Genomic DNA, 17,626 nt, shown 5'->3' with positions numbered 1-17,626 from the left:
CCTCGGTGGCGGTGGATCAGGCGCGCTTGACGGTGACGTCGCCGTAGGTGGTGCGCCCGCGCACCTCGACGGTCCGGTCGGCGTGCTCGGGCCGGGTGGTGTTCTCCAGCAGGTTGCGCACCTGCCCGAACCCGGTGGTCACCTCGAGCCACGCGGCGGTGCCGTCGGCGATGCCGATCGTGAGGTCGCCCATGGCGGTCGCGAGCACGACCGAACCGCCGACCACCTCGCCGAGCTCGATGTCGCCGTTGGAGGTCTTCGCGTCGACGCCCGCCCCGGCCCGGCCGACGCCGATGTCGCCGTTGGCCGCGCGCACCCGCACCTCGCCGGTCACCGACTCGATCGCGGTGTGCCCGTTGGAGTTCTTGACCACGGCGGTGCCGTCGACCGCGCCGAGCCGGATCTTCCCCGAGCCGGTGGAGACCTCGGTGTCACCCGCGACGACGTCGACGTCGACGTGGCCGGTGGAGGTCTCGACGCGCAGCGGGCCGGTGCGCTCCAGCCGGGCGTGGCCGATCGAGGTCTTGAACCGGCACTCCCCCAGCGTGCCCGTGCCGTGGAAGTCGCCGAGCTGCACCTGCGCCGACACGTCGGAGCCGGTGGGCAGTTCGATGGTCACGTCGACCGACCTGGACTTGCGGGAGAAGTCGAAGACCCGCGACTTCGGCCCGGTGATCTGGAGCCTGCCGTTGGCGTAGTCGACGCGGATCCGCTGCGCGGCCTGCACGTCCGACTCGTCGGTCTCGTCGCTCGGCCGGACCTCGACGACGGTGTCGGCGCGGTCGCTCGCGGTGACCCGCAGGTCGCCGACGCCGAACTCGACGGTCACGGCGATCGGCTCGGTGGTCTCGAAAATGGGCATGGCTGTCCCCTCGTTCTGTTTCGGTGAACCATCCCCGCAGGTCAGGGACGGTGAAGTGGTGCGGAGCGCGGCGCGCCGGGTGCGGTCAGCGCACCCAGCCGGTCAGCGACTGCTTGGCCCGCTTGCCGCCCGACGGCTCGGGCCGCTGGTCGCGCTCGGACCGCTGCAACGCGGTGGCCGCGGCCCGCACCAGCCAGGCGTTGACCGAGCGGCCTTCCTTGGCGGCGGCCTCCTCGACCGCGGCCTTGAGCTGCTCGGGCAGCCGCACGTTGATCCGCGCGGATGGGCCGTCCTCGGCGATCTGGAAGTCGCCGTCGGTGGCCGTCGCGCCGTGGTCGGTGGGGTTCGCGGGCGGCTCGGCGGGCGCCTGGGTCACCACGAAGCCCGGGTCGCGGCCGCGCAGGCGCAGCTCCACCGAACCCGGTGCCAGGTCCCGGGTGATCTCGTCGGCGGCGGCGGACAGCGCCTCCAGCAGGGCCATCCGGATCGCCGACTCCAGCGGTCCGGTCAGCCGCTCGACCAGCGCACGCGACTCCTCGCCGCCCGCTTCGGCGAGCGTCGCGAACTCGCGGCCGAGGTTGCGCACATACGTGGTCAGGTCCATGGCTCAACTGTGACACACGCGTGGCACCATTGCAAGCAAATCTGGCTCAGAATGATGCCAGGTGTGGCACCACTTGGCGTATTCGCTGGTCAGGACCCGGTTGGGGGTCCGGTCTCGGCTCGGGTGAGGCAGGCCTCGATGCCGTCGAGGAGGAAGTCGAGGCCCGCGTCGAAGCTCCGGTCGGCGTCGAGGTGGGGGCCGTCGTGGACCATCGCGGCCAGCGCGGGGAACCGACCGGTGGCGAAGGTGCGCAGCAGGTACGGCCCGAATGCGGCCTGCCACTGCGCCTTGTCCAACCCGGAGGCCCGCTCCGCGCGGCGCTCGGCGATCTCCCGGCGCACCGCGCCGGTCACGTACGCGTTCACCGCGGAGATCGCGGGCACGACGGTCTCCAGGTCGGCGTCGCCCACCCCGGCCAGCACGGCCTCGCTGGTGGCGAGCGTGTTCGGGCCCAGTTGGGGGCGTCCGCCGAGCAGGTCGGCGAGCCACTCGTGCCGGTGGGCGGTCTGCCGGGTGGACTCGGCGAGGGAGCGCAGCACCTCCCGCCAGCCGGTCCCGGACGGCCGGATCTCGGCGTGCGCCGCGTCGAGCATCAGGTCGAGCAGCTCCTCCTTGGTGGCGAGGTAGCCGTAGAGGCGCATCGGTCCGACGTCCAGCGCCGCCGCGACCTTGCGCAGCGACACCGCGTCCAGGCCGTCCGCGTCGGCGAGCCGGATCGCCGCCCGGACGATCCGCTCCCGGCTCAGCGGGGCGGGCGTCGGTCGGTCCGGCGGCTCCGGCCGTTCCCACACCAGCATGGCGCGACCATACAGCGGGTGCATTGATACAGTGTATCGACCGATACAGTGACTGGAGGAGTCATGGGGATCGCGATCGTCGGTGCGGGCCTGGGTGGCCTGGCCCTTGCTCGAGTGCTGCACGTCCACGGCATCCAGGCCGTCGTGTACGAACGCGAGTCGTCGCGCCACGCGCGCGGGCAGGGCGGCACGCTCGACATCCACTCCGGTCAGCGGGCGCTGCGCGATGCGGGCCTGATCGACGGGTTCCACGCGATCGCCCGCGGCTCGGGCCAGGACATGCGCTTATTCGAGCCGGACGGCACGTTGCTGCTGCAAGAGGACACACCCGACGACGCCCCGCTGCTGCGACCCGAGGTCGACCGCGCAGCCCTGCGCGACCTGCTGCTGGACTCGCTCCCCGAGGGCACCGTGCGCTGGGGGCACGCGTTCGCCTCCGCCGACAACGGCGTGCTGCGCTTCGCCGACGGCGGCAGCGCGCCGTACGACCTGCTCGTCGGTGCCGACGGCGCGAACTCCCGCGTCCGCGCGCTGCTCACCGACGCCGCCCCGACGCACCTCGGCCAGAACCTCGTCGAACTCGGCATCCCCGACATCGACCGCACCCACCCCGACCTCGCGGCGATGGTCGGGCGCGGCACCTGCTGGGTGCTCGGCGACGGGTTGTCCCTGGCGGCGCAGCGCAAGGGCGACGGGCACGTCCGCGTCGGCGTCGGCTTCTACAACACCGCCGAGGACTGGATCGCCACCTGCGGCATCCCCTTCGACGACCCGGCCGCCACCCGGGCCTGGCTGGTCGACCGGCTCGCGGGCTGGGACCCGCGGTTCCCCGCGCTGGTCGCGGCCTGCGCGGACGAGGTCGTGCCCCGGCAGGTCGCCACGCTCCCGATCGGCCTGACCTGGCCGCCCACCCCGGGCGTCACGCTGCTCGGCGACGCCGCGCACCTGATGCCGCCGACGGGCGAGGGCGCCAACATGGCGCTGCTCGACGGCGCCCTGCTCGGCCGCGCGCTGGCCGCCCACCCGGACGACTACCCCACCGCCGTCCGGGAGTACGAACTCGAGATGTTCGAGCGCACCAGCGCCGCCGCCCGGATGTCGGCGGAGGTGCAGAAGATGCTGATGGCACCGGACGCCGCCCAGCGGGTCCTCGCGTTCTTCCAACCCGACGCGTAGCCCGGGCTTGACCTCGACCTAGGTCGACCCGACAGCGTGGTCCACATGAGCGGACAACAGGAAACGCTGGTCGACTGGGTGCGCGCGCAGCGGGCGGACACCGACCCGGAGGCGTTCGCCGATGTGGTGGGGCACGCGTCGGTGGTCGGGTTGGGGACCGGGACGCGGTCCGCGCGCGAGACGTTCGCGGTCGTGACGCGGACGACCCGGGTGCTCGTCGAGCGCGGGTTCCGGGTGATCGCGGTCCTCGACAACCAGCGGGTCGGCGAGTTGTACGACCGGTACGTGCGCGGCGCGGACGTCGACATCGATGCCGCGCTGCGCCAGGCGTGGGGGCCGTGGCGCACGGAGGAGATGCGCGATGCGCTGGACTCGCTGCGACGCCGCAACGCCGACCACCCCGGTGACCCTGTGCGCGTAGTCGGTGTGGGTAGCTCGCGGGTGCTCCCCGCCGACTACGACCGCGTTGTGGACCTGGTGGAGGCGGTTGACCCGGCCGAAGCGGCGAAGGTCCGCGTGCTATTCGACGTCATCCGCACCGCCCACGACGCCGGTGAGCACGTGCTGCGCGCGCGAGGCACCCATCCGGGGACTCCGTTCGTGGAGCTGGCCCGCCGGGCACGAGAGATCGCGGGGCGGGCGGGGGCCGGGGAACTCCTCGACGCGATCGTCGACCACCACGCGAACGCGATCGGCGTGGGGTACGACGCTGATCGCGAGGAGCGCGCGGCGGCCGACCGGGTGCGCGCGCTGCTGCCCGCGCGCGTCGTGCTGTGGGAGGGCAGCGCGCACGTCGCGGCGGACGCCATGATGGGTGGACACCTGCGCGCGGAACTGGGCCGGGCCTACGCGGCCGCGCACGTGACGTTCGGCCACGGCCGGGCGAACGGCGTCGACGTTCCGCCGCCCGCGCCCGGCTCGCTCGAGGACGTCCTGCTCGCGGCGGGCGGGGAGCGGACCGTCCGGCTGGACGACGGCTCCCCCACCACCCTCGACGCGCCATGGCGGACACGGCTGATCTCCGGCGTCTACGACCCGGCCCGCGACGGCGAGCACTACCTGGAGGTGCGCTCGCTGCGCGGTGCCTACGACGTAGTGGCCTTCGTCCCGGAGATCACCCCGACCACGGTGCTGGCGCCCTAGCGGGCGTCCTGCCGTGCCAGCCACTCCAGGATCGCCCGGTTGGTCTCCTCGGGCTTCTCCTGCTGGATCCAGTGACCGGTGTCCAGGCTGATCACCTCCACGTTCGGCACGAACTCCGCCAGGTTCGCCGACTTGGCGATCGTGTCCCGGTCGCCGTAGATCATGAGGGTGGGCTGGTGGATGACCGGGTCCGCGTCCGCCAGCAGGTGCCAGTTGCGGTCGAGGTTGCGGTACCAGTTCACGCCGCCCGTGAATCCCGTCGACCCGAAGGTGGCGGTGTAGACGGCGAGGTCGCTGTCGCTCATCAGGGGATCACCGAGTGGTGTGTCCGCGCGGGCGAGTTCGATGAACGCCATGCCCGGCCGGGGCTCCTGGGGGGGTTCGTTCTTCCGGTACAGGTTGCGGAGGAACCGGCCCGCGTTCTCGTCGAACACGGCGTCCGCGACGCCTGGCTGCCGGTTGAAGTGGACGAAGTAGTAGTCGCCGCCGAGCACCTCCTCCATGAACTCGATCCAGGGCTTCGCCCCGCGCTCGAGGTAGGGGAGGCTGAGGTTGATCACCTTGTTCACCCGGGTCGGGTGCAGCAAGGTCAGTCCCCAGACGACGGCCGCGCCCCAGTCATGACCGACGAAGGTGGCGTCTTCGTACCCGTAGTGGTCGAGGAGCGCTACGAGGTCACCGGACAGGTGCTCGATGTCGTAGTCCGTCAGTTCGGTCGGACGGGACGAGTTCCCGTAGCCCCGCTGGTTGGGGACGATGACGTGGTAGCCCGCCTCGACCAGGGCGGGCACCTGGTAGCGCCAGGAAAAGGCGAGCTCCGGCCAGCCGTGGCAGAGCACGATGGGCTTGCCTGCGTTGTGCCGTCCCGCTTCGAAAACCTCGAGCTCCACACCGTTGACCGGGATGAGAGTGGGCTGGGGGAAATCGGTTGGATGAGTCGTCGGTGAGGTCATGGCGCCATCTTGGCCACTGAAACCGGTCACCCCATGACCGGTTTTCCGTGCGAGTGTTGGCGGTGTGCGAACCGACCGGCTGGTGGCCGTCCTCCTCTTGCTGCAACGGCGCGAGCAGGTGACGGCGGCGGAGGTCGCCAGCGAACTGGAGGTCTCCGAACGCACCGCCCGCCGCGACCTCGACGCCCTGGCCACGGCCGGGGTGCCCCTGTACGCCACGCAGGGCCGCGGCGGCGGCTGGCGGCTGGTGGGCGGTGCCCGTACCGACCTGTCCGGGTTGACCGCGAGTGAGGCCCGCGCCCTGTTCCTGGTCGCGGGCCCGGCCTCGGCGGCGACACCGACGGTGAAGGCGGCGCTGCGCAAACTCGTCCACGCCCTGCCGGAGCCCTTCCGTGCCCAAGCCGAGGCAGCGGCGTCGTCGGTGGTCACGGACCCCCGGCGGTGGGGGTCGAGCCGGATCGAGCACCGCCCACCGCGCTTCCTCGACGAACTCCAGGACGCGGTGATCCACGGCGTCCAGGTGCGACTCGGCTACGTCGACCGCGGCGGCGCCGAAACCGAGCGAACCGTCCACCCACTGGGCATCGTCGCCAAGGGCCTGTCGTGGTACCTCGTCGCCAACACCGAGGCAGGCAGGCGAACCTTCCGCATCGACCGCGTGTCCTCCGTCGACCCGACCGACGACCCCGTGCGCCGACCCGACGACTTCGACCTCGCCGAGAGCTGGCGCGAGATCGCCGACGAGGTCGACCGCAAGCGCACACCCGTCGAGGCCCAGGCCGTGTGCGTGCCCGACGGCATAGGCGTACTCCGGATCGCGTTCGGCGGTCGGCTCGAGGTGGGGGGTACCACGCCCGACGGCCGCGTCGAGGTCGTCATCCGCGGCCGCGACGAGCACATGCTCGCGGGCGAGCTGGCCGGCCTGATCGACTGGGTCGAGGCGACCGGACCGCCCGCAGTGCGAGACCACCTGGCCGCGATCGGCACCGCCCTCGTCGAGCGGTACGGCTGAGACCGGGGCCCGCCCGGGTGTCGAGTCCGTGGCGCACGGTCATGACCGACGAGTCGAGCTGGCCCGCCGGGCGCGGATCGAACTGGCGTACCTGGCGCGCACGGAAATACCGACTTCCGACTAGGTCGGCGGACGGCCATCGAGGGGGTCAGCCCTGGGCGAGGTCGGCGAAGCGGCTGTAGTGGAGTTGGTGGGCCACGACGACCGTGGCGGTGGGGCCCGCGCGGTGCTTGGCCAGGATCAGGTCGGCTTCGCCCGCGCGCGGGTCGTCGCGTTCCCAGGCGTCCGGGCGGTTGATCAGCAGGACCATGTCCGCGTCCTGCTCCAGGGAGCCGGACTCGCGCAGGTCGGAGAGCATGGGGCGCTTGTCGGTGCGCTGCTCCGGACCTCGGTTCAGCTGGCTGATCGCGATGACCGGGACCTCGATCTCCTTGGCCAGCAGCTTGAGCTGCCGGGAGAACTCCGATACCTCCTGCTGGCGGGACTCGACGCGCTTGCCGGAGGTCATCAGCTGGAGGTAGTCGACCACCACCAGCTTCAGGTCGTGCCGCTGCTTGAGCCGCCGGGCCTTGGCGCGGATCTCCATCATGGTCATGTTCGGCGAGTCGTCGATGAACATGGGCGCCTCGCTGATCTCGCTCATCCGGCGGGCCAGGCGGGTCCAGTCGTCGTCGCTCATCCGGCCGCCGCGCATGTCGCCGAGGCGGATCTTGGCCTCGGCGGAGAGCAGGCGCATGACGATCTCGACGCGGCTCATCTCCAGGGAGAAGATGGCGCTGGACATGCCGTGCTTGATCGAGCACGAGCGGGCGAAGTCCAAGCCCAGGGTGGACTTGCCGACACCGGGGCGGGCCGCGACGATGACCATCTGACCGGGGTGCAGGCCGTTGGTGATCTCGTCGAGGTCGGCGAAGCCGGTGGGGATGCCCTGGGACTGGCCGCCGCGCGAGGCGATGGCGTCGATCTCGTCCATGGTGGGCTGCAGCAGCTCCTCGAGCGCGACGTAGTCCTCGCTCATGCTGCGCTCGGTCACCTCGTAGATCGAGGCCTGCGCCCGGTCGACGATCTCGGTGACGTCCGCACCCTCCGCGCCCTGGTAGCCCAGCTGCACGATCCGGGTGCCCGCCTCCACCAGCCGCCGCAGGATCGCCTTCTCGGCGACGATCTCGGCGTAGTAGCCCGCGTTGGCCGCGGTCGGCACGGTGGACAGCAGCGTGTGCAGGTAGTTGGTGCCGCCGATGCGGCGCAGCTCGCCGCGGCGCTCCAGCTCGGCGGAGACGGTGATCGGGTCGGCGGGCTCGCCGCGGCCGTACAGGTCCAGGACGCAGTCGTAGATGGTCTGGTGGTTCGGCCGGTAGAAGTCGTCCGGGCGCAGCGCCTCGATGACGTCGGCGATGGCGTCCTTGGACAGCATCATGCCGCCGAGCACGCTCTGCTCGGCCGCGATGTCCTGCGGGGGCTTGCGGTCCTGCCCGCCACCACCGGGTTCCGGCGGTGCGGAGAAGTCGTCGGCGAGCGCCACGAGCTGTGCCCCCTCCTGCTGGTCTGCCGTGGGTGTCTGCCGGGCGGATCGCACGCGTGTTCGACGCCAACGATACGTCCCCCGCTACGACATCCGGGTGGTGTTCACCCCGCCCGGCGGCCGGTCGCGAGGCGACGCTAGAACCCCTTCGCGGGGTACGCAAACCCCACTGGGGACTACCCTGTGGATAACTTGGGGATGGTTGCGCTGAGGTGGGCACAGGTCCGGCAGGGCCTGTGGACAACCTGAGGACAACTGACCGAAGTGGTGGGGAATCGCCAGGTCAGGGCCTGTGTATGAGGTGTGGAGAAAATCCCTCGCGCGGTCCCCGGCGTGTCGCGCGGGCGGCGGGATTCGGCGTGTCGCGGGGCGCGTCGCTCACCAGGGTGAGCGTCCCCCTGTGGACAACTGGGCGGACGCGGAACCGCCCCACTCTGCGTGACGGAGCGGGGCGGTTCCGTACTGCCGGTGTCCGGTCAGCTCGCGGCGGCGACCTGGACGGTGAACGCGGCGGTCACCTCGGGGTGCAGGCGCACGCTCACGGAGTGCTTGCCAACGGTCTTGATGTGACCCGTGACCTCGACGGCGCGCTTGTCCAGCACGGGACCACCCGCGGCCTTGACGGCGGCGACGATGTCGGCGGTGGTGACCGAGCCGAACAGCTTGCCCGAGCCCGCGGCGGACTTGGCCTTCAGCGGGACGGAGCCCAGCGCGGTCAGCGCGGCCTTGACCTCCTTGGCGTGGTCCAGGTTGCGGATCCGGCTGGCCTCCTGGGCCCGGCGGATGACCTGGACCTGCTTCTCGGCGCCCTTGGTCGCCGGGATCGCGAACCCGCGCGGCAGCAGGTAGTTGCGGCCGTAGCCGTCCTTGACCTCGACGAGGTCACCCGGGCCGCCCAGGCCGCTGACGTCGGTGGTGAGGATGAGCTTCATGTCTGATCCCCTCCAGGTCAGCGAGCGGTCGAGGTGTACGGCAGGAGAGCGACCTCGCGGGCGTTCTTGACCGCGATGGCCACGTCGCGCTGGTGCTGGCTGCAGTTGCCGGTGACCCGGCGGGCACGGATCTTGCCGCGGTCGGAGATGTACTTCCGCAGCAGCGTGGTGTCCTTGTAGTCGATGTTCACCGGACGGTCCTTCTTCACGTCCTTGCAGAACACGCAGACCTTCTTCTTCGGCTTGCGAGGCGGTGGCTTGGCCACGGGAGAACTCCTGAGTGTGTCTTGAGGAAATAAGCGTCTGTGCGGGGGTGCGCTGCCCGGTTAGAAGGGCGGCTCGTCGTTGAAGCCGCCGCCGCCACCGCCGCCACCGGCGGGAGGCGCGGAACCCCACGGGTCGTCCGGAGGCGCGGACGGGCCGTTGTAGCCCCCACCGCCGCCACCGCCACCGTTGCCGCCACCGAAGCCGCCGCCACCACCGCCGCCGGTACCCCGGCTGACCTTGTTGACCTTGGCGGTGGCGTACCGCAGGGAGGGGCCGACCTCGTCGACCTCGAGCTCCATGACCGTGCGCTTCTCACCCTCGCGGGTCTCGAACGAGCGCTGCTTGAGCCGCCCGGTGACCAGCACGCGGGCGCCGCGGGTCAGCGACTCGGCGACGTTCTCCGCCGCCTGCCGCCAGATGTTGCAGCGCAGGAACAGCGCCTCGCCGTCCTTCCACTCGCCGCTCTGGCGGTCGAAGGTGCGCGGGGTGGACGCCACGGTGAAGCTCGCGACCGCCGCCCCGGAGGGCGTGAAGCGCAGCTCCGGGTCCGCGGTGAGGTTCCCGACGACCGTGATGATCGTGTCCCCGGCCATGGTCAGGCCGTCTCGCGGCGCATGACCTTGGTCCGCAGCACGGACTCCTGCAGCGACAGCTGGCGGTCGAGCTCCTTGACCGCGGCGGGCTCGGCGTTCACGTCGAGCACGGCGTAGATGCCCTCGCTGTGCTTCTTGATCTCGAACGAGAGGCGGCGCTTGCCCCAGATGTCGACCTTCTCCACGTTGCCGCCCGAAGTGCGGATGACGTTGAGGAACGTGTCGAGGGACGGGGCGACGGTGCGCTCGTCGAGTGTGGGGTCGAGGATGACCATGACCTCGTAATGACGCATGAAGACCACTCACCTCCTGTGGACTCGGCGGCCACGGACTTTCCGTGGCAGGAGGGGTCTCGCGCCGAGCAGCGTAACAGCAGGCCGAACAGCCGGTTTCAGCGAGGGGCCGGGTTCAGCGCGGGCTGGTCCGGCGCAGGACCCACGTGCGCACGAGCGCACCACTGACCACCGACAGCGCCAGGACCGCGAGCACCACCGGCAGGCCGACGGCGCCCACCGGGGTCACGGGGAGTGCGTAGGCCTCACCCGCCGGGCGGACATCGGTCAGGCCGGAGCCGAGGATCCCGAACTGCGGTGCGTAACCGGGGATCGCGCCGTAGCGGGCGTCCGGCGCGGGCACGTAGTGGCCCGCTTTGGCGTAGGGCACGGTCCCGTAGTCGCGCGCCGCGGCGCCGGGGAAGGACCGGGGGTCGTACAGGCGGATCTCCGGGGCCGACGGCGCGCCACCGACGGGCTGGGTGTTCGGCGTGGTCGCGTCCGGCGCCTTCGGGTCGTCCGCGCGCGGCTGGGTCGGCTTGCCCGGCGCGGGTGCGCGCTTGCTCGCGTCCAGTGCCCGCAGCGTCATCCCGCAGTCCGCCGCCACCAGTTCGCGGACCCGCGCGCTCACCGCGTCCGCCGCCGGGGCGACCGCCTCGACCTGGCGGACCTCGGCTGCCACAACGTCCGCGATGTGCGCGGCCGGGATCTCGCCGGTGCCGTCGGGGACGGTCCCGACCTCGATCGCGGGACCGAGCGGGAACGACAGCCCGACCGCGGTCGACCGCGCCAACCCCAGCCCGGGGGTCTCGCGGACCGCCTTGGTGACGAACCCGGCCACGGCTGCGCGGGCGAGCCGGACCGGCTGCCCTTGGAACGCGACGACCTGCTGGGCGCAGTCGACCGCGAGGAACGGCAGCGGGTCCGCGGCGGCCACACCCGTGCCGGCGAACCCGGCGCCGAGCAGGCCGATGGTCACCGTGGCCGAGCCGAGCAGTCGCCGCACGCCGTGATCCTTTCACCCGATCGGGCGGTTACCCGATCGAAGTAAACCTACCGGCGGGTCAAGCGGGTGTCTTGCGCAGCACCCAGGTGCGGACCAGTGCGGCGGTGACGCCGGAGAGGGCGAAGACCGCAAGCAGGACCGGGAGCGCGATCTTGTTGCCGCCGGGCGCGTCCAGCGCCTCCGCGCGGCCCGCGGCTTGCACGCCGTCGGCGTCACCCGCGCCGAGGATGCCGAACTGCGGCGCGTAGCCGGGGATGGTGCCGCCGTAGCGCACGCCCGGGGCGGGGGAGAACAGTCCGGCCGGGGCGAAGGGGATGCCGGTGTAGTCGGTCATCGGCGCGCGCCCGGTGCCGAAGAGCGGTGGCGCGCCCGTGGCGACACCGCCGACCACCTTGCTGTCCGGTCCGGGCAGACCGCCGCCGGGGGCGGTGCCGCCGGGCCGGGTGCCGGGGTTCGTGCCGGGCTGGGTTCCCGGGTTGGTGCCCGGTTTACCGGGGGTGCCCGGGGTGCCGGGGAGGAGGTTGGGCAGTTGCGGCAGCGCTGCCGCGCCGCGCTCGACCGCACCCGCCACGGCTCCCGCGCCGTCCTGCACCGGCGCGACCGCGTCGTTCACCGCTTTGACGGTGATCGCGCAGCCCGCGGTGAGCGTCTGCTGCACGTCGCCGATGATCCCGCCGAGCACGGGGCCGATCAGCGGGACCTTGCCGATGGCGTCGCGGATGCGCGGGACCGCGGCGGCGGCGATGGACCCGCCGGAGATCATCGAGTCGCCCGCCAGGACGGTGCCGATCGGGATGTTCCCCATGGCCGACAGCGCGTTGCGCACCCCGCCCGCGATCCCCTGTCCGACCAGCGGCACGGCGTTGACCACGCGTAGCACCGGGTCCAGCACCGCGGTGGGGCTCAGCGCGATCGGGGTGCCCGGGGCGCCTTGGACGGTGGTGGCGCAACTGCCGACCACGATCGGTGGCGCGGCGGCGGCCGTCCCGGTCCCGGCGAGAAGTCCCGTGGTGGTCCCGGCGATCACCACGGTGAGACCTACGGCCACGGCCCGGCCACGCCTTCGCATGAAGATCCTCCGTGTACTCGCGAGTAGCTTCACTCGGAGAAACGACTGTAACCCGAGACAGTGACGCCCGCTGGGGTGCTTTCCCTGAAAGTGGTTCGCAATAGCCCGGATGGAGCAGGGTTCGGCACCCGGTGCGCACGCGGCCGACCTCCCCCAAGATCCACTTGGTTCCCGACCGGACCAGGGCTTCCCCTGGTGCGCGGGCCGACTACCCTCACCGCCATGAGCATCGGCGCCCACGTCCGCGATGACGACCCGCTGGCCGCCGCGCACGAGCGCGGTGCGCGGGTCGTGCAGTTCTTCCTCGCCGACCCGCAGGACTGGAAGGCGCCCAAGGCGCACCCGCGCACCGACGAACTGCTCGCCACCGACCTCACCCTCTTCGTGCACTCCCCCTACGTGGTCAACCTGGCCTCGACCAACAACCGGATCCGGATCCCCTCCCGCAAGCTGGTCACCCAGCACGCCGAGGCCGCGGCCAAGGTCGGCGCCCAGGGGCTCGTGGTGCACGGCGGACACGTCAACAAGGGCGAAGACGTCCAGGTCGGCATCGACAACTGGCGCAAGTTCTTCGAGCGCCAGCACGCCGAGGGCGGCTTCGGCGTGCCGATCCTGATCGAGAACACCGCGGGCGGCGACAACGCCATGGCCCGCCGCTTCGACGTGCTGGCCCGCCTCTGGGACGCGGTCGCCGAGTTCGGCGCGGGCTTCTGCCTGGACACCTGCCACGCCTTCGCCGCCGGTGAGGACCTGGTCGGCATCGTCGACCGGGTCAAGGCGATCACCGGCCGGATCGACCTGGTGCACCTCAACAGCTCGCGCGACGAGTTCGGCTCCGCGCGCGACCGGCACGACAACATAGCCACCGGCACGATCGACGCCGACCAACTGGTCGCGGTGGTCGCGGCGGCGGGCGCCCCGGTGGTCGTGGAGACCCCGGCGGAGGGCCAGGCGGCGGACATCGAGTACCTGCGCACCGCGCTCGGCCGGTGACCACGGTGCCCGCAGGCGCCTCCGGCCGGGTGGACGGGCAGGTCGAGGGAGCGAACGCCGTGGACGACGCCGACCGCGCCCCCGTCCCGACCGGGCACCGCGCCAGGGCGGTGCGGCTCGGCCGCGGCGCGCTCGCGCTCGTGGTGCTGCTCTGCGGGCTCACCCTGGTGCTCGGCTTCGCCAACAAGGACCGCTGCACCGGCCCGGAGTTCGACACCTGGGGCCGCAGCCAGCCGGACTTCGACGAGCGCAAGTACGCCGAGGTCTGCTACTCCGACATCCAGTACCTGTGGATCGGCCGCGACATCGACCGGCACGTCTTCCCGTACGTGCACGGCGGCATCACCGCCGACGGCGGCCTGACCGGCGGCACGGTCGAGTACCCGGTGCTCACCGGCCTGCTGATCTGGCTCGGCGCGCTCTTCGCCACCAACGACGCGGGCTTCCTGCTCGCCTCGGCGCTCATCATGGCCCCGTTCGGTCTGGTCACCGGCTGGATGCTGGGCAAGCTGTCGCGGTGGCGGGCGCTGATCTGGTCGTTGTCACCGGCGCTGGTCATGTACGCCTTCCACAACTGGGAGCTCCCGGTCGTGGCGTGCGCGGTCGCCGCCGTCTACTTCCTGCACCGCGGCTGGGGCGCCCGGGGCGCCGACCGGCCGCTGCTGCACCGGGCGCTGGTCGCCGCGGTGCTGCTGGGGTTGGGCTTCGCGTTCAAGCTCTACCCGGCGATCTTCGTGCTGCCGCTGATGCTCTACGTGCTCACCGGCGGCGAGCGCGGCCGGGAACTGCCGGTGGGCAAGGTCCGCGACTGGGCGGGCATGGTCAAGGTCGGGTCGGCGGCGCTGGCCACCGCGGTCGCGGTCAACGTCCCGTTCGCCATCGCGGGTTTCGACGGCTGGCTGGCCTCCTTCGTCTTCCAGGGCCAGCGCAAGGCGGACATCACCGCGAACTCGATCTGGTTCTGGGGCCTGCGGCCGGACTCGGACCCGAGCAACGAGTCGATGCACCAGGTCATCGGCCTGCTCTCACCGCTGCTGGTCTTCGCGTCCTTCGCCGTGGCCTGCGTGGTCGGCTGGATCCGCTACCGCCGCGAGGGCACCTACCCGTGGATCGCGGTGTCGGCGGCGATGCTGTGCGGGTTCCTGCTGCTGCACAAGGTCCACTCGCCGCAGTACACGCTGTGGCTGGTGCCGATGTTCGTGCTGCTGAACCTGCGCTGGGGCTGGATCACCGCCTACCTGGTGGCCGACCTGGCCATGGGGATCGGCATCTTCCTGTGGTTCGCGCAGATCGCCGCCCGCGAGCCGTCTGGCATCTACGAGGGCTTCGCCGCGCAGGCGGTGATGATCGGCGTGTGGGGCCGGGCGGCCCTGCTGGTCGGCATGTTCATCGCGTTCCTCGGCTCCCGGCCGACCCTGTCCGACTTCGCCCACCGCCCGCCCCCGCTGCCCCGCCCGGCACCGTCCCCGGCTTGATGGGCAAGGGGATCCACCAGCGCGCCTAGACGAGTTCGGGCTCGACCCGCGCCACCCGGCGCCGCGCGGTGCCCCGGGCCACCAGCGACTCGACCGTGATCACGACCAGCGCCACCCAGACCAGGCCGAAGCCGACCCAGCGGGCCGTGGTCATGTGCTCGTGGAAGACCAGCAGCCCGATCGCGAACTGGATGATCGGCACGAAGTACTGGAGCAGGCCCAGCGTGGTCAGCGGCACCCGGGTCGCGGCGGCGCCGAACATCAGCAGCGGGATCGCGGTGATCACCCCGGTGCCGACGAGCAGCAGCGCGTTGCCCCACCCGGCGTGGCCGAAGGTGCCGGTGCCCTGGGCGTGGGTGAACACCAGGTACCCGAGGGCCAGCGGGGCCAGGATCGCGGTTTCCAGCGCCAGCCCCTCGGTCGACCCGACCGCCGCCTTCTTCTTCATCAGGCCGTAGGTGCCGAAGGAGAACGCCAGGGTGAGGGCGAGCCAGGGCAGGCGCCCGTAGTCGAAGGTCAGCTCGACGACGGCGGCCAGCGCGATGAGCAGGCCGATCCACTGCGCGCGCCGCAGCCGCTCCCCCACGAAGAGCACGCCCCAGAGGATCGTGACGAGCGGGTTGATGAAGTACCCGAGCGCGGTCTCGACCACCTGGTTGGTGACCACGCCGTAGATGTACATCCCCCAGTTCATCCCGATGGTCAGCGCGCCGACCGCGATGAACCCGAGCTGCCGCCGCCCCACCGCGCGCAGCTGCCGCCAGCGCCGGGTCGCGAACACCAGCGCGACGACGACGGCCAGCGACCAGAAGATGCGGTGCGCGAGGATCTCGACCGGACCCGCGGGGGCCAGCAGCGGCCAGTACAGCGGGAAGAACCCCCAGATCGCGTAGGCCAGGAACCCGAGCCAGAACCCCTGCCGCTGCGCCACCAGTTCCTCCGATCATCCCATCACTGCCGCCAGTGTTTCACCGGGATGGACGGTGCGAACAGCGGATTTCACGCCGTGAAAACGGCTCGGGTTCATCTTCGGTCACCGCGCGCCCCGGCGTCGAGAGCGCGACCGCCACCACTGCGCCACATAAACGAACGGGAGCGGCTCCGTCACGCGGAGCCACTCCCGTTCGAAGACCTCGTTCCCGCTACGTCCCGACCGGCGCCGGGACCGGCTCACCCGGCACGTCGTCGTGATCGGAAACCGTGCCCGAGCGCGGTTTGCGCCCGCCGATGACGAACTTGTCCGGGGCGTCCTCGAACACGCCACCGCCCGGGTCCTCGTCGACCCTGCGGCGCGCCCGGTCCAGCGCCGGGTGGTAGATCTCGTAGATGACCAGCACGCACAACCCGATGACCGCGAGGTCGCGGAGCACGACCATGCCGAGGAACCACTCCTCCGGCAGGCCCTTGTTGTTCTCGCCGAGGTAGTACATCATCCGCGGCGCCCAGACCAGGGCGTCGATGGTCATCCAGGCCAGCAGCAGCTTCCAGCGCGGCAGCGCCAGCACCGCCAGCGGCACCAGCCACAGCGAGTACTGCGGGCTCCACACCTTGTTGGTCAGCAGGAACGCCGAGACCACCAGGAACGACAGCTGCGCCAGCCGCGGCCGGTTCACCGCCTGGAGTCCGATGTAGGCGATGCCCGCGCACAGCACCACGAACAACGCGGCGCTGACCAGGTTCAGCCACTGCGGGGACTCGCCCCACGGCAGCGGCCCGTCGAAGCCCTCCCAGCCGGTGAACTTCATGACCACGTTGTAGAGCGAGTCCGGGTCCGCGCCGCGCTCCGAGTTGAGCCGGAAGAACTCCGCCCAGCCTTCGGGGTAGAGCAGGATCAGCCACAGGTTGCACGCCAGCCAGGTGACGACGGCACCCGCGGTCGCCTGCCACCAGGCCTTCATCCGGCCCGTGCGCAGGCAGAGGATCAACAGCGGCCCCAGCAGGAACAGCGGGTAGAGCTTCGTGGCTATGCCCAACCCCAGCAGCACACCCGCGAGCACCGGTTTCTTCCGCGACCACGCCAGCAGCGCACCGGCCGCGCAGGCCGTGGCCAGGGTGTCGAAGTTGGTGAAGGCGTGCACCAGCACCAGCGGTGACAGCGCGATGAACGCCGCGTCCCACGGTCGATGTCGGGCCGTGCGGCCGGTGCACCACACGGTGACCAGCCAGGCCAGGGCGAGCCAGAACGCGGAGATGGAGAAGTAGATGACCACCGGCAGCGCGGTCGGCAGCCAGCCCTCCTCGGACTTGGTCACCCACCCCGCGGTGATCTTCGCGTTGACCCACTGGAACATGCCGGTCACCACCGGGTACTCCATGTACCGGGTGTGCGCGGTCGGCTTCCCCTCGTCGTCCACCCAGGACGTCTCGTACGGGAAGGTCTCCGGCTTGTCCAGCCGCTCCGCGGTGTAGAGCGGGACGATGTCCGAGTAGCACATCGCCACGTACGGCCTGCTGGAGCGCCAGTCCAGGGCGAGCTTGTCCCCGGTGTCGTACTGCTGCACGCAGGCCGACTTGCCGAACCAGCTCACCACCAGCGCCAGCAGCGCCAGCAGCAGCCCGACGCGCAGCGGCGTCCAGAACCAGTGCCTGCCCACCACGGCGTGCTCGCCGAGCGGACCGCCCAGCGGTCGCGTGGCGTTGCGGGCGAGCGACTCCGACCACGACGGGCGGACGCGCTCGTCCGGGTCGAGGGAGTCGGTGTCGCTGACCCCGGACGGTGAAGCGCTCTCGCGCGTCCCCGGCCCGGTGTCGCCGGGCGCCTCGGGTGCGCGCGCGGCCCCCGCTGGGGACTCGACCTCGTCGGGTCGTGGGGTCACGACCTCATCGGGCTGACCTGGATCGCCTGGCACGCGGCGATGCTACGGCCTGCGATGTGCGAATGGGGTAGGCCCGAGGGCAAATACCCGAGAGGGTCGGGAACCACGGGGTTCCCGACCCTCTCGGTGGCTTG

General features: G+C 71.5%; 18 protein-coding genes. 5 read left to right on the top strand and 13 right to left on the bottom strand.

The genetic code is table 11. The annotated features are described in order from the left end of the window. Positions 1 to 16 precede the first annotated feature (16 nt). The 3 genes from CLV40_RS14045 to CLV40_RS14035 all read right to left on the bottom strand — a co-directional run bounded on the left by CLV40_RS14045 (position 17) and on the right by CLV40_RS14035 (position 2,263). On the bottom strand, positions 17 to 862 hold the full coding sequence (locus tag CLV40_RS14045; protein ID WP_104479313.1) for a DUF4097 family beta strand repeat-containing protein: 846 nt from the start codon (positions 860 to 862) through the stop codon (positions 17 to 19). Between the two features lie 85 nt (positions 863 to 947). Beyond that, a complete protein-coding gene (locus tag CLV40_RS14040) occupies positions 948 to 1,466 on the bottom strand; it encodes a YlcI/YnfO family protein (RefSeq protein ID WP_104479312.1) in 519 nt (172 codons plus the stop codon). A gap of 89 nt (positions 1,467 to 1,555) precedes the next feature. Further along, positions 1,556 to 2,263, bottom strand: coding sequence for a TetR/AcrR family transcriptional regulator (locus CLV40_RS14035; protein ID WP_104479311.1), 708 nt, complete (start codon positions 2,261 to 2,263; stop codon positions 1,556 to 1,558). Between the two features lie 63 nt (positions 2,264 to 2,326). Between CLV40_RS14035 and CLV40_RS14030 the strand changes: the two genes are divergently transcribed. Together CLV40_RS14030 and CLV40_RS14025 are read left to right on the top strand one after the other, a co-directional pair. After that, entirely contained in the window at positions 2,327 to 3,439 is a 1,113-nt protein-coding gene (locus CLV40_RS14030) for an FAD-dependent oxidoreductase (protein WP_104479310.1), read from the top strand. Between the two features lie 45 nt (positions 3,440 to 3,484). Next, positions 3,485 to 4,582: an erythromycin esterase family protein gene (locus CLV40_RS14025; protein WP_104479309.1), complete on the top strand. Its 1,098-nt coding sequence runs from the start codon at positions 3,485 to 3,487 to the stop codon at positions 4,580 to 4,582. On the opposite strand, the gene CLV40_RS14020 is transcribed toward CLV40_RS14025, so the two are convergent. Continuing rightward, entirely contained in the window at positions 4,579 to 5,535 is a 957-nt protein-coding gene (locus tag CLV40_RS14020; RefSeq protein ID WP_104479308.1) for an alpha/beta fold hydrolase, read from the bottom strand. The genes CLV40_RS14025 and CLV40_RS14020 overlap by 4 nt on opposite strands. A 64-nt stretch (positions 5,536 to 5,599) precedes the next feature. Here CLV40_RS14020 and CLV40_RS14015 point away from each other — a divergent pair, with 64 nt between their 5' ends. After that, on the top strand, positions 5,600 to 6,547 hold the full coding sequence (locus CLV40_RS14015; protein ID WP_104479307.1) for a helix-turn-helix transcriptional regulator: 948 nt from the start codon (positions 5,600 to 5,602) through the stop codon (positions 6,545 to 6,547). A 148-nt stretch (positions 6,548 to 6,695) separates the two neighbouring features. Here CLV40_RS14015 and dnaB read toward each other — a convergent pair whose 3' ends face one another. The 7 genes from dnaB to CLV40_RS13980 all read right to left on the bottom strand — a co-directional run bounded on the left by dnaB (position 6,696) and on the right by CLV40_RS13980 (position 12,208). Next, on the bottom strand, positions 6,696 to 8,069 hold the full coding sequence (gene dnaB, locus CLV40_RS14010; protein ID WP_104479306.1) for a replicative DNA helicase: 1,374 nt from the start codon (positions 8,067 to 8,069) through the stop codon (positions 6,696 to 6,698). Positions 8,070 to 8,545: 476 nt separating this feature from the next. After that, entirely contained in the window at positions 8,546 to 9,001 is a 456-nt protein-coding gene (gene rplI / locus CLV40_RS14005; RefSeq protein WP_104479305.1) for a 50S ribosomal protein L9, read from the bottom strand. A 17-nt stretch (positions 9,002 to 9,018) separates the two neighbouring features. Then, entirely contained in the window at positions 9,019 to 9,267 is a 249-nt protein-coding gene (gene rpsR / locus CLV40_RS14000) for a 30S ribosomal protein S18 (protein ID WP_018684297.1), read from the bottom strand. A gap of 60 nt (positions 9,268 to 9,327) precedes the next feature. Next, on the bottom strand, positions 9,328 to 9,861 hold the full coding sequence (locus CLV40_RS13995) for a single-stranded DNA-binding protein (protein ID WP_104479304.1): 534 nt from the start codon (positions 9,859 to 9,861) through the stop codon (positions 9,328 to 9,330). Positions 9,862 to 9,863: 2 nt separating this feature from the next. Then, positions 9,864 to 10,154 carry a 30S ribosomal protein S6 gene (gene rpsF, locus CLV40_RS13990; protein WP_026421757.1) on the bottom strand — a complete coding sequence of 97 codons (291 nt, stop codon included), beginning with the start codon at positions 10,152 to 10,154 and terminating at the stop codon, positions 9,864 to 9,866. Positions 10,155 to 10,269: 115 nt separating this feature from the next. Then, entirely contained in the window at positions 10,270 to 11,139 is an 870-nt protein-coding gene (locus tag CLV40_RS13985) for a hypothetical protein (RefSeq protein WP_104479303.1), read from the bottom strand. Positions 11,140 to 11,197: 58 nt separating this feature from the next. Continuing rightward, positions 11,198 to 12,208, bottom strand: coding sequence for a hypothetical protein (locus CLV40_RS13980; protein ID WP_146108033.1), 1,011 nt, complete (start codon positions 12,206 to 12,208; stop codon positions 11,198 to 11,200). Positions 12,209 to 12,430: 222 nt separating this feature from the next. On the opposite strand from CLV40_RS13980, the gene CLV40_RS13975 reads away from it, so the two are divergent. Both CLV40_RS13975 and CLV40_RS13970 read left to right on the top strand, forming a co-directional pair. After that, the gene (locus tag CLV40_RS13975) at positions 12,431 to 13,201 is read left to right on the top strand and encodes a deoxyribonuclease IV (RefSeq protein WP_104479301.1); all 771 of its coding nucleotides are present in this window, start codon (positions 12,431 to 12,433) and stop codon (positions 13,199 to 13,201) included. Further along, the gene (locus CLV40_RS13970) at positions 13,198 to 14,676 is read left to right on the top strand and encodes a glycosyltransferase family 87 protein (RefSeq protein ID WP_104479300.1); all 1,479 of its coding nucleotides are present in this window, start codon (positions 13,198 to 13,200) and stop codon (positions 14,674 to 14,676) included. Before CLV40_RS13975 ends, CLV40_RS13970 begins: the two co-directional genes overlap by 4 nt. A gap of 25 nt (positions 14,677 to 14,701) precedes the next feature. Here the strand turns inward: CLV40_RS13970 and rarD are convergent, their stop codons facing one another. Both rarD and CLV40_RS13960 read right to left on the bottom strand, forming a co-directional pair. Beyond that, entirely contained in the window at positions 14,702 to 15,607 is a 906-nt protein-coding gene (rarD, locus tag CLV40_RS13965) for an EamA family transporter RarD (protein WP_245931273.1), read from the bottom strand. 211 nt (positions 15,608 to 15,818) lie between these two features. Next, a complete protein-coding gene (locus tag CLV40_RS13960) occupies positions 15,819 to 17,525 on the bottom strand; it encodes a glycosyltransferase family 87 protein (protein ID WP_245931272.1) in 1,707 nt (568 codons plus the stop codon). Positions 17,526 to 17,626 lie beyond the last annotated feature (101 nt).

The sequence above is a fragment of the Actinokineospora auranticolor genome, from assembly GCF_002934265.1.
Classification (GTDB): Bacteria; Actinomycetota; Actinomycetes; order Mycobacteriales; family Pseudonocardiaceae; genus Actinokineospora; species Actinokineospora auranticolor.
Note: the sequence above shows the minus strand (reverse complement) of the source record. Positions and strands in the feature narration are given on the sequence as shown.

What these genes read in the sequence shown, in the direction of transcription:
- CLV40_RS14045 (WP_104479313.1), bottom strand. Translation starts at nt 862, where the DNA reads ATGCCCATTTTCGAGACCACCGAGCCGATCGCCGTGACCGTCGAGTTC.
- CLV40_RS14040 (WP_104479312.1), bottom strand. Translation starts at nt 1,466, where the DNA reads ATGGACCTGACCACGTATGTGCGCAACCTCGGCCGCGAGTTCGCGACG.
- CLV40_RS14035 (WP_104479311.1), bottom strand. Translation starts at nt 2,263, where the DNA reads ATGCTGGTGTGGGAACGGCCGGAGCCGCCGGACCGACCGACGCCCGCC.
- CLV40_RS14030 (WP_104479310.1), top strand. Translation starts at nt 2,327, where the DNA reads ATGGGGATCGCGATCGTCGGTGCGGGCCTGGGTGGCCTGGCCCTTGCT.
- CLV40_RS14025 (WP_104479309.1), top strand. Translation starts at nt 3,485, where the DNA reads ATGAGCGGACAACAGGAAACGCTGGTCGACTGGGTGCGCGCGCAGCGG.
- CLV40_RS14020 (WP_104479308.1), bottom strand. Translation starts at nt 5,535, where the DNA reads ATGACCTCACCGACGACTCATCCAACCGATTTCCCCCAGCCCACTCTC.
- rplI (WP_104479305.1), bottom strand. Translation starts at nt 9,001, where the DNA reads ATGAAGCTCATCCTCACCACCGACGTCAGCGGCCTGGGCGGCCCGGGT.
- CLV40_RS13995 (WP_104479304.1), bottom strand. Translation starts at nt 9,861, where the DNA reads ATGGCCGGGGACACGATCATCACGGTCGTCGGGAACCTCACCGCGGAC.
- rpsF (WP_026421757.1), bottom strand. Translation starts at nt 10,154, where the DNA reads ATGCGTCATTACGAGGTCATGGTCATCCTCGACCCCACACTCGACGAG.
- CLV40_RS13980 (WP_146108033.1), bottom strand. Translation starts at nt 12,208, where the DNA reads ATGCGAAGGCGTGGCCGGGCCGTGGCCGTAGGTCTCACCGTGGTGATC.
- CLV40_RS13975 (WP_104479301.1), top strand. Translation starts at nt 12,431, where the DNA reads ATGAGCATCGGCGCCCACGTCCGCGATGACGACCCGCTGGCCGCCGCG.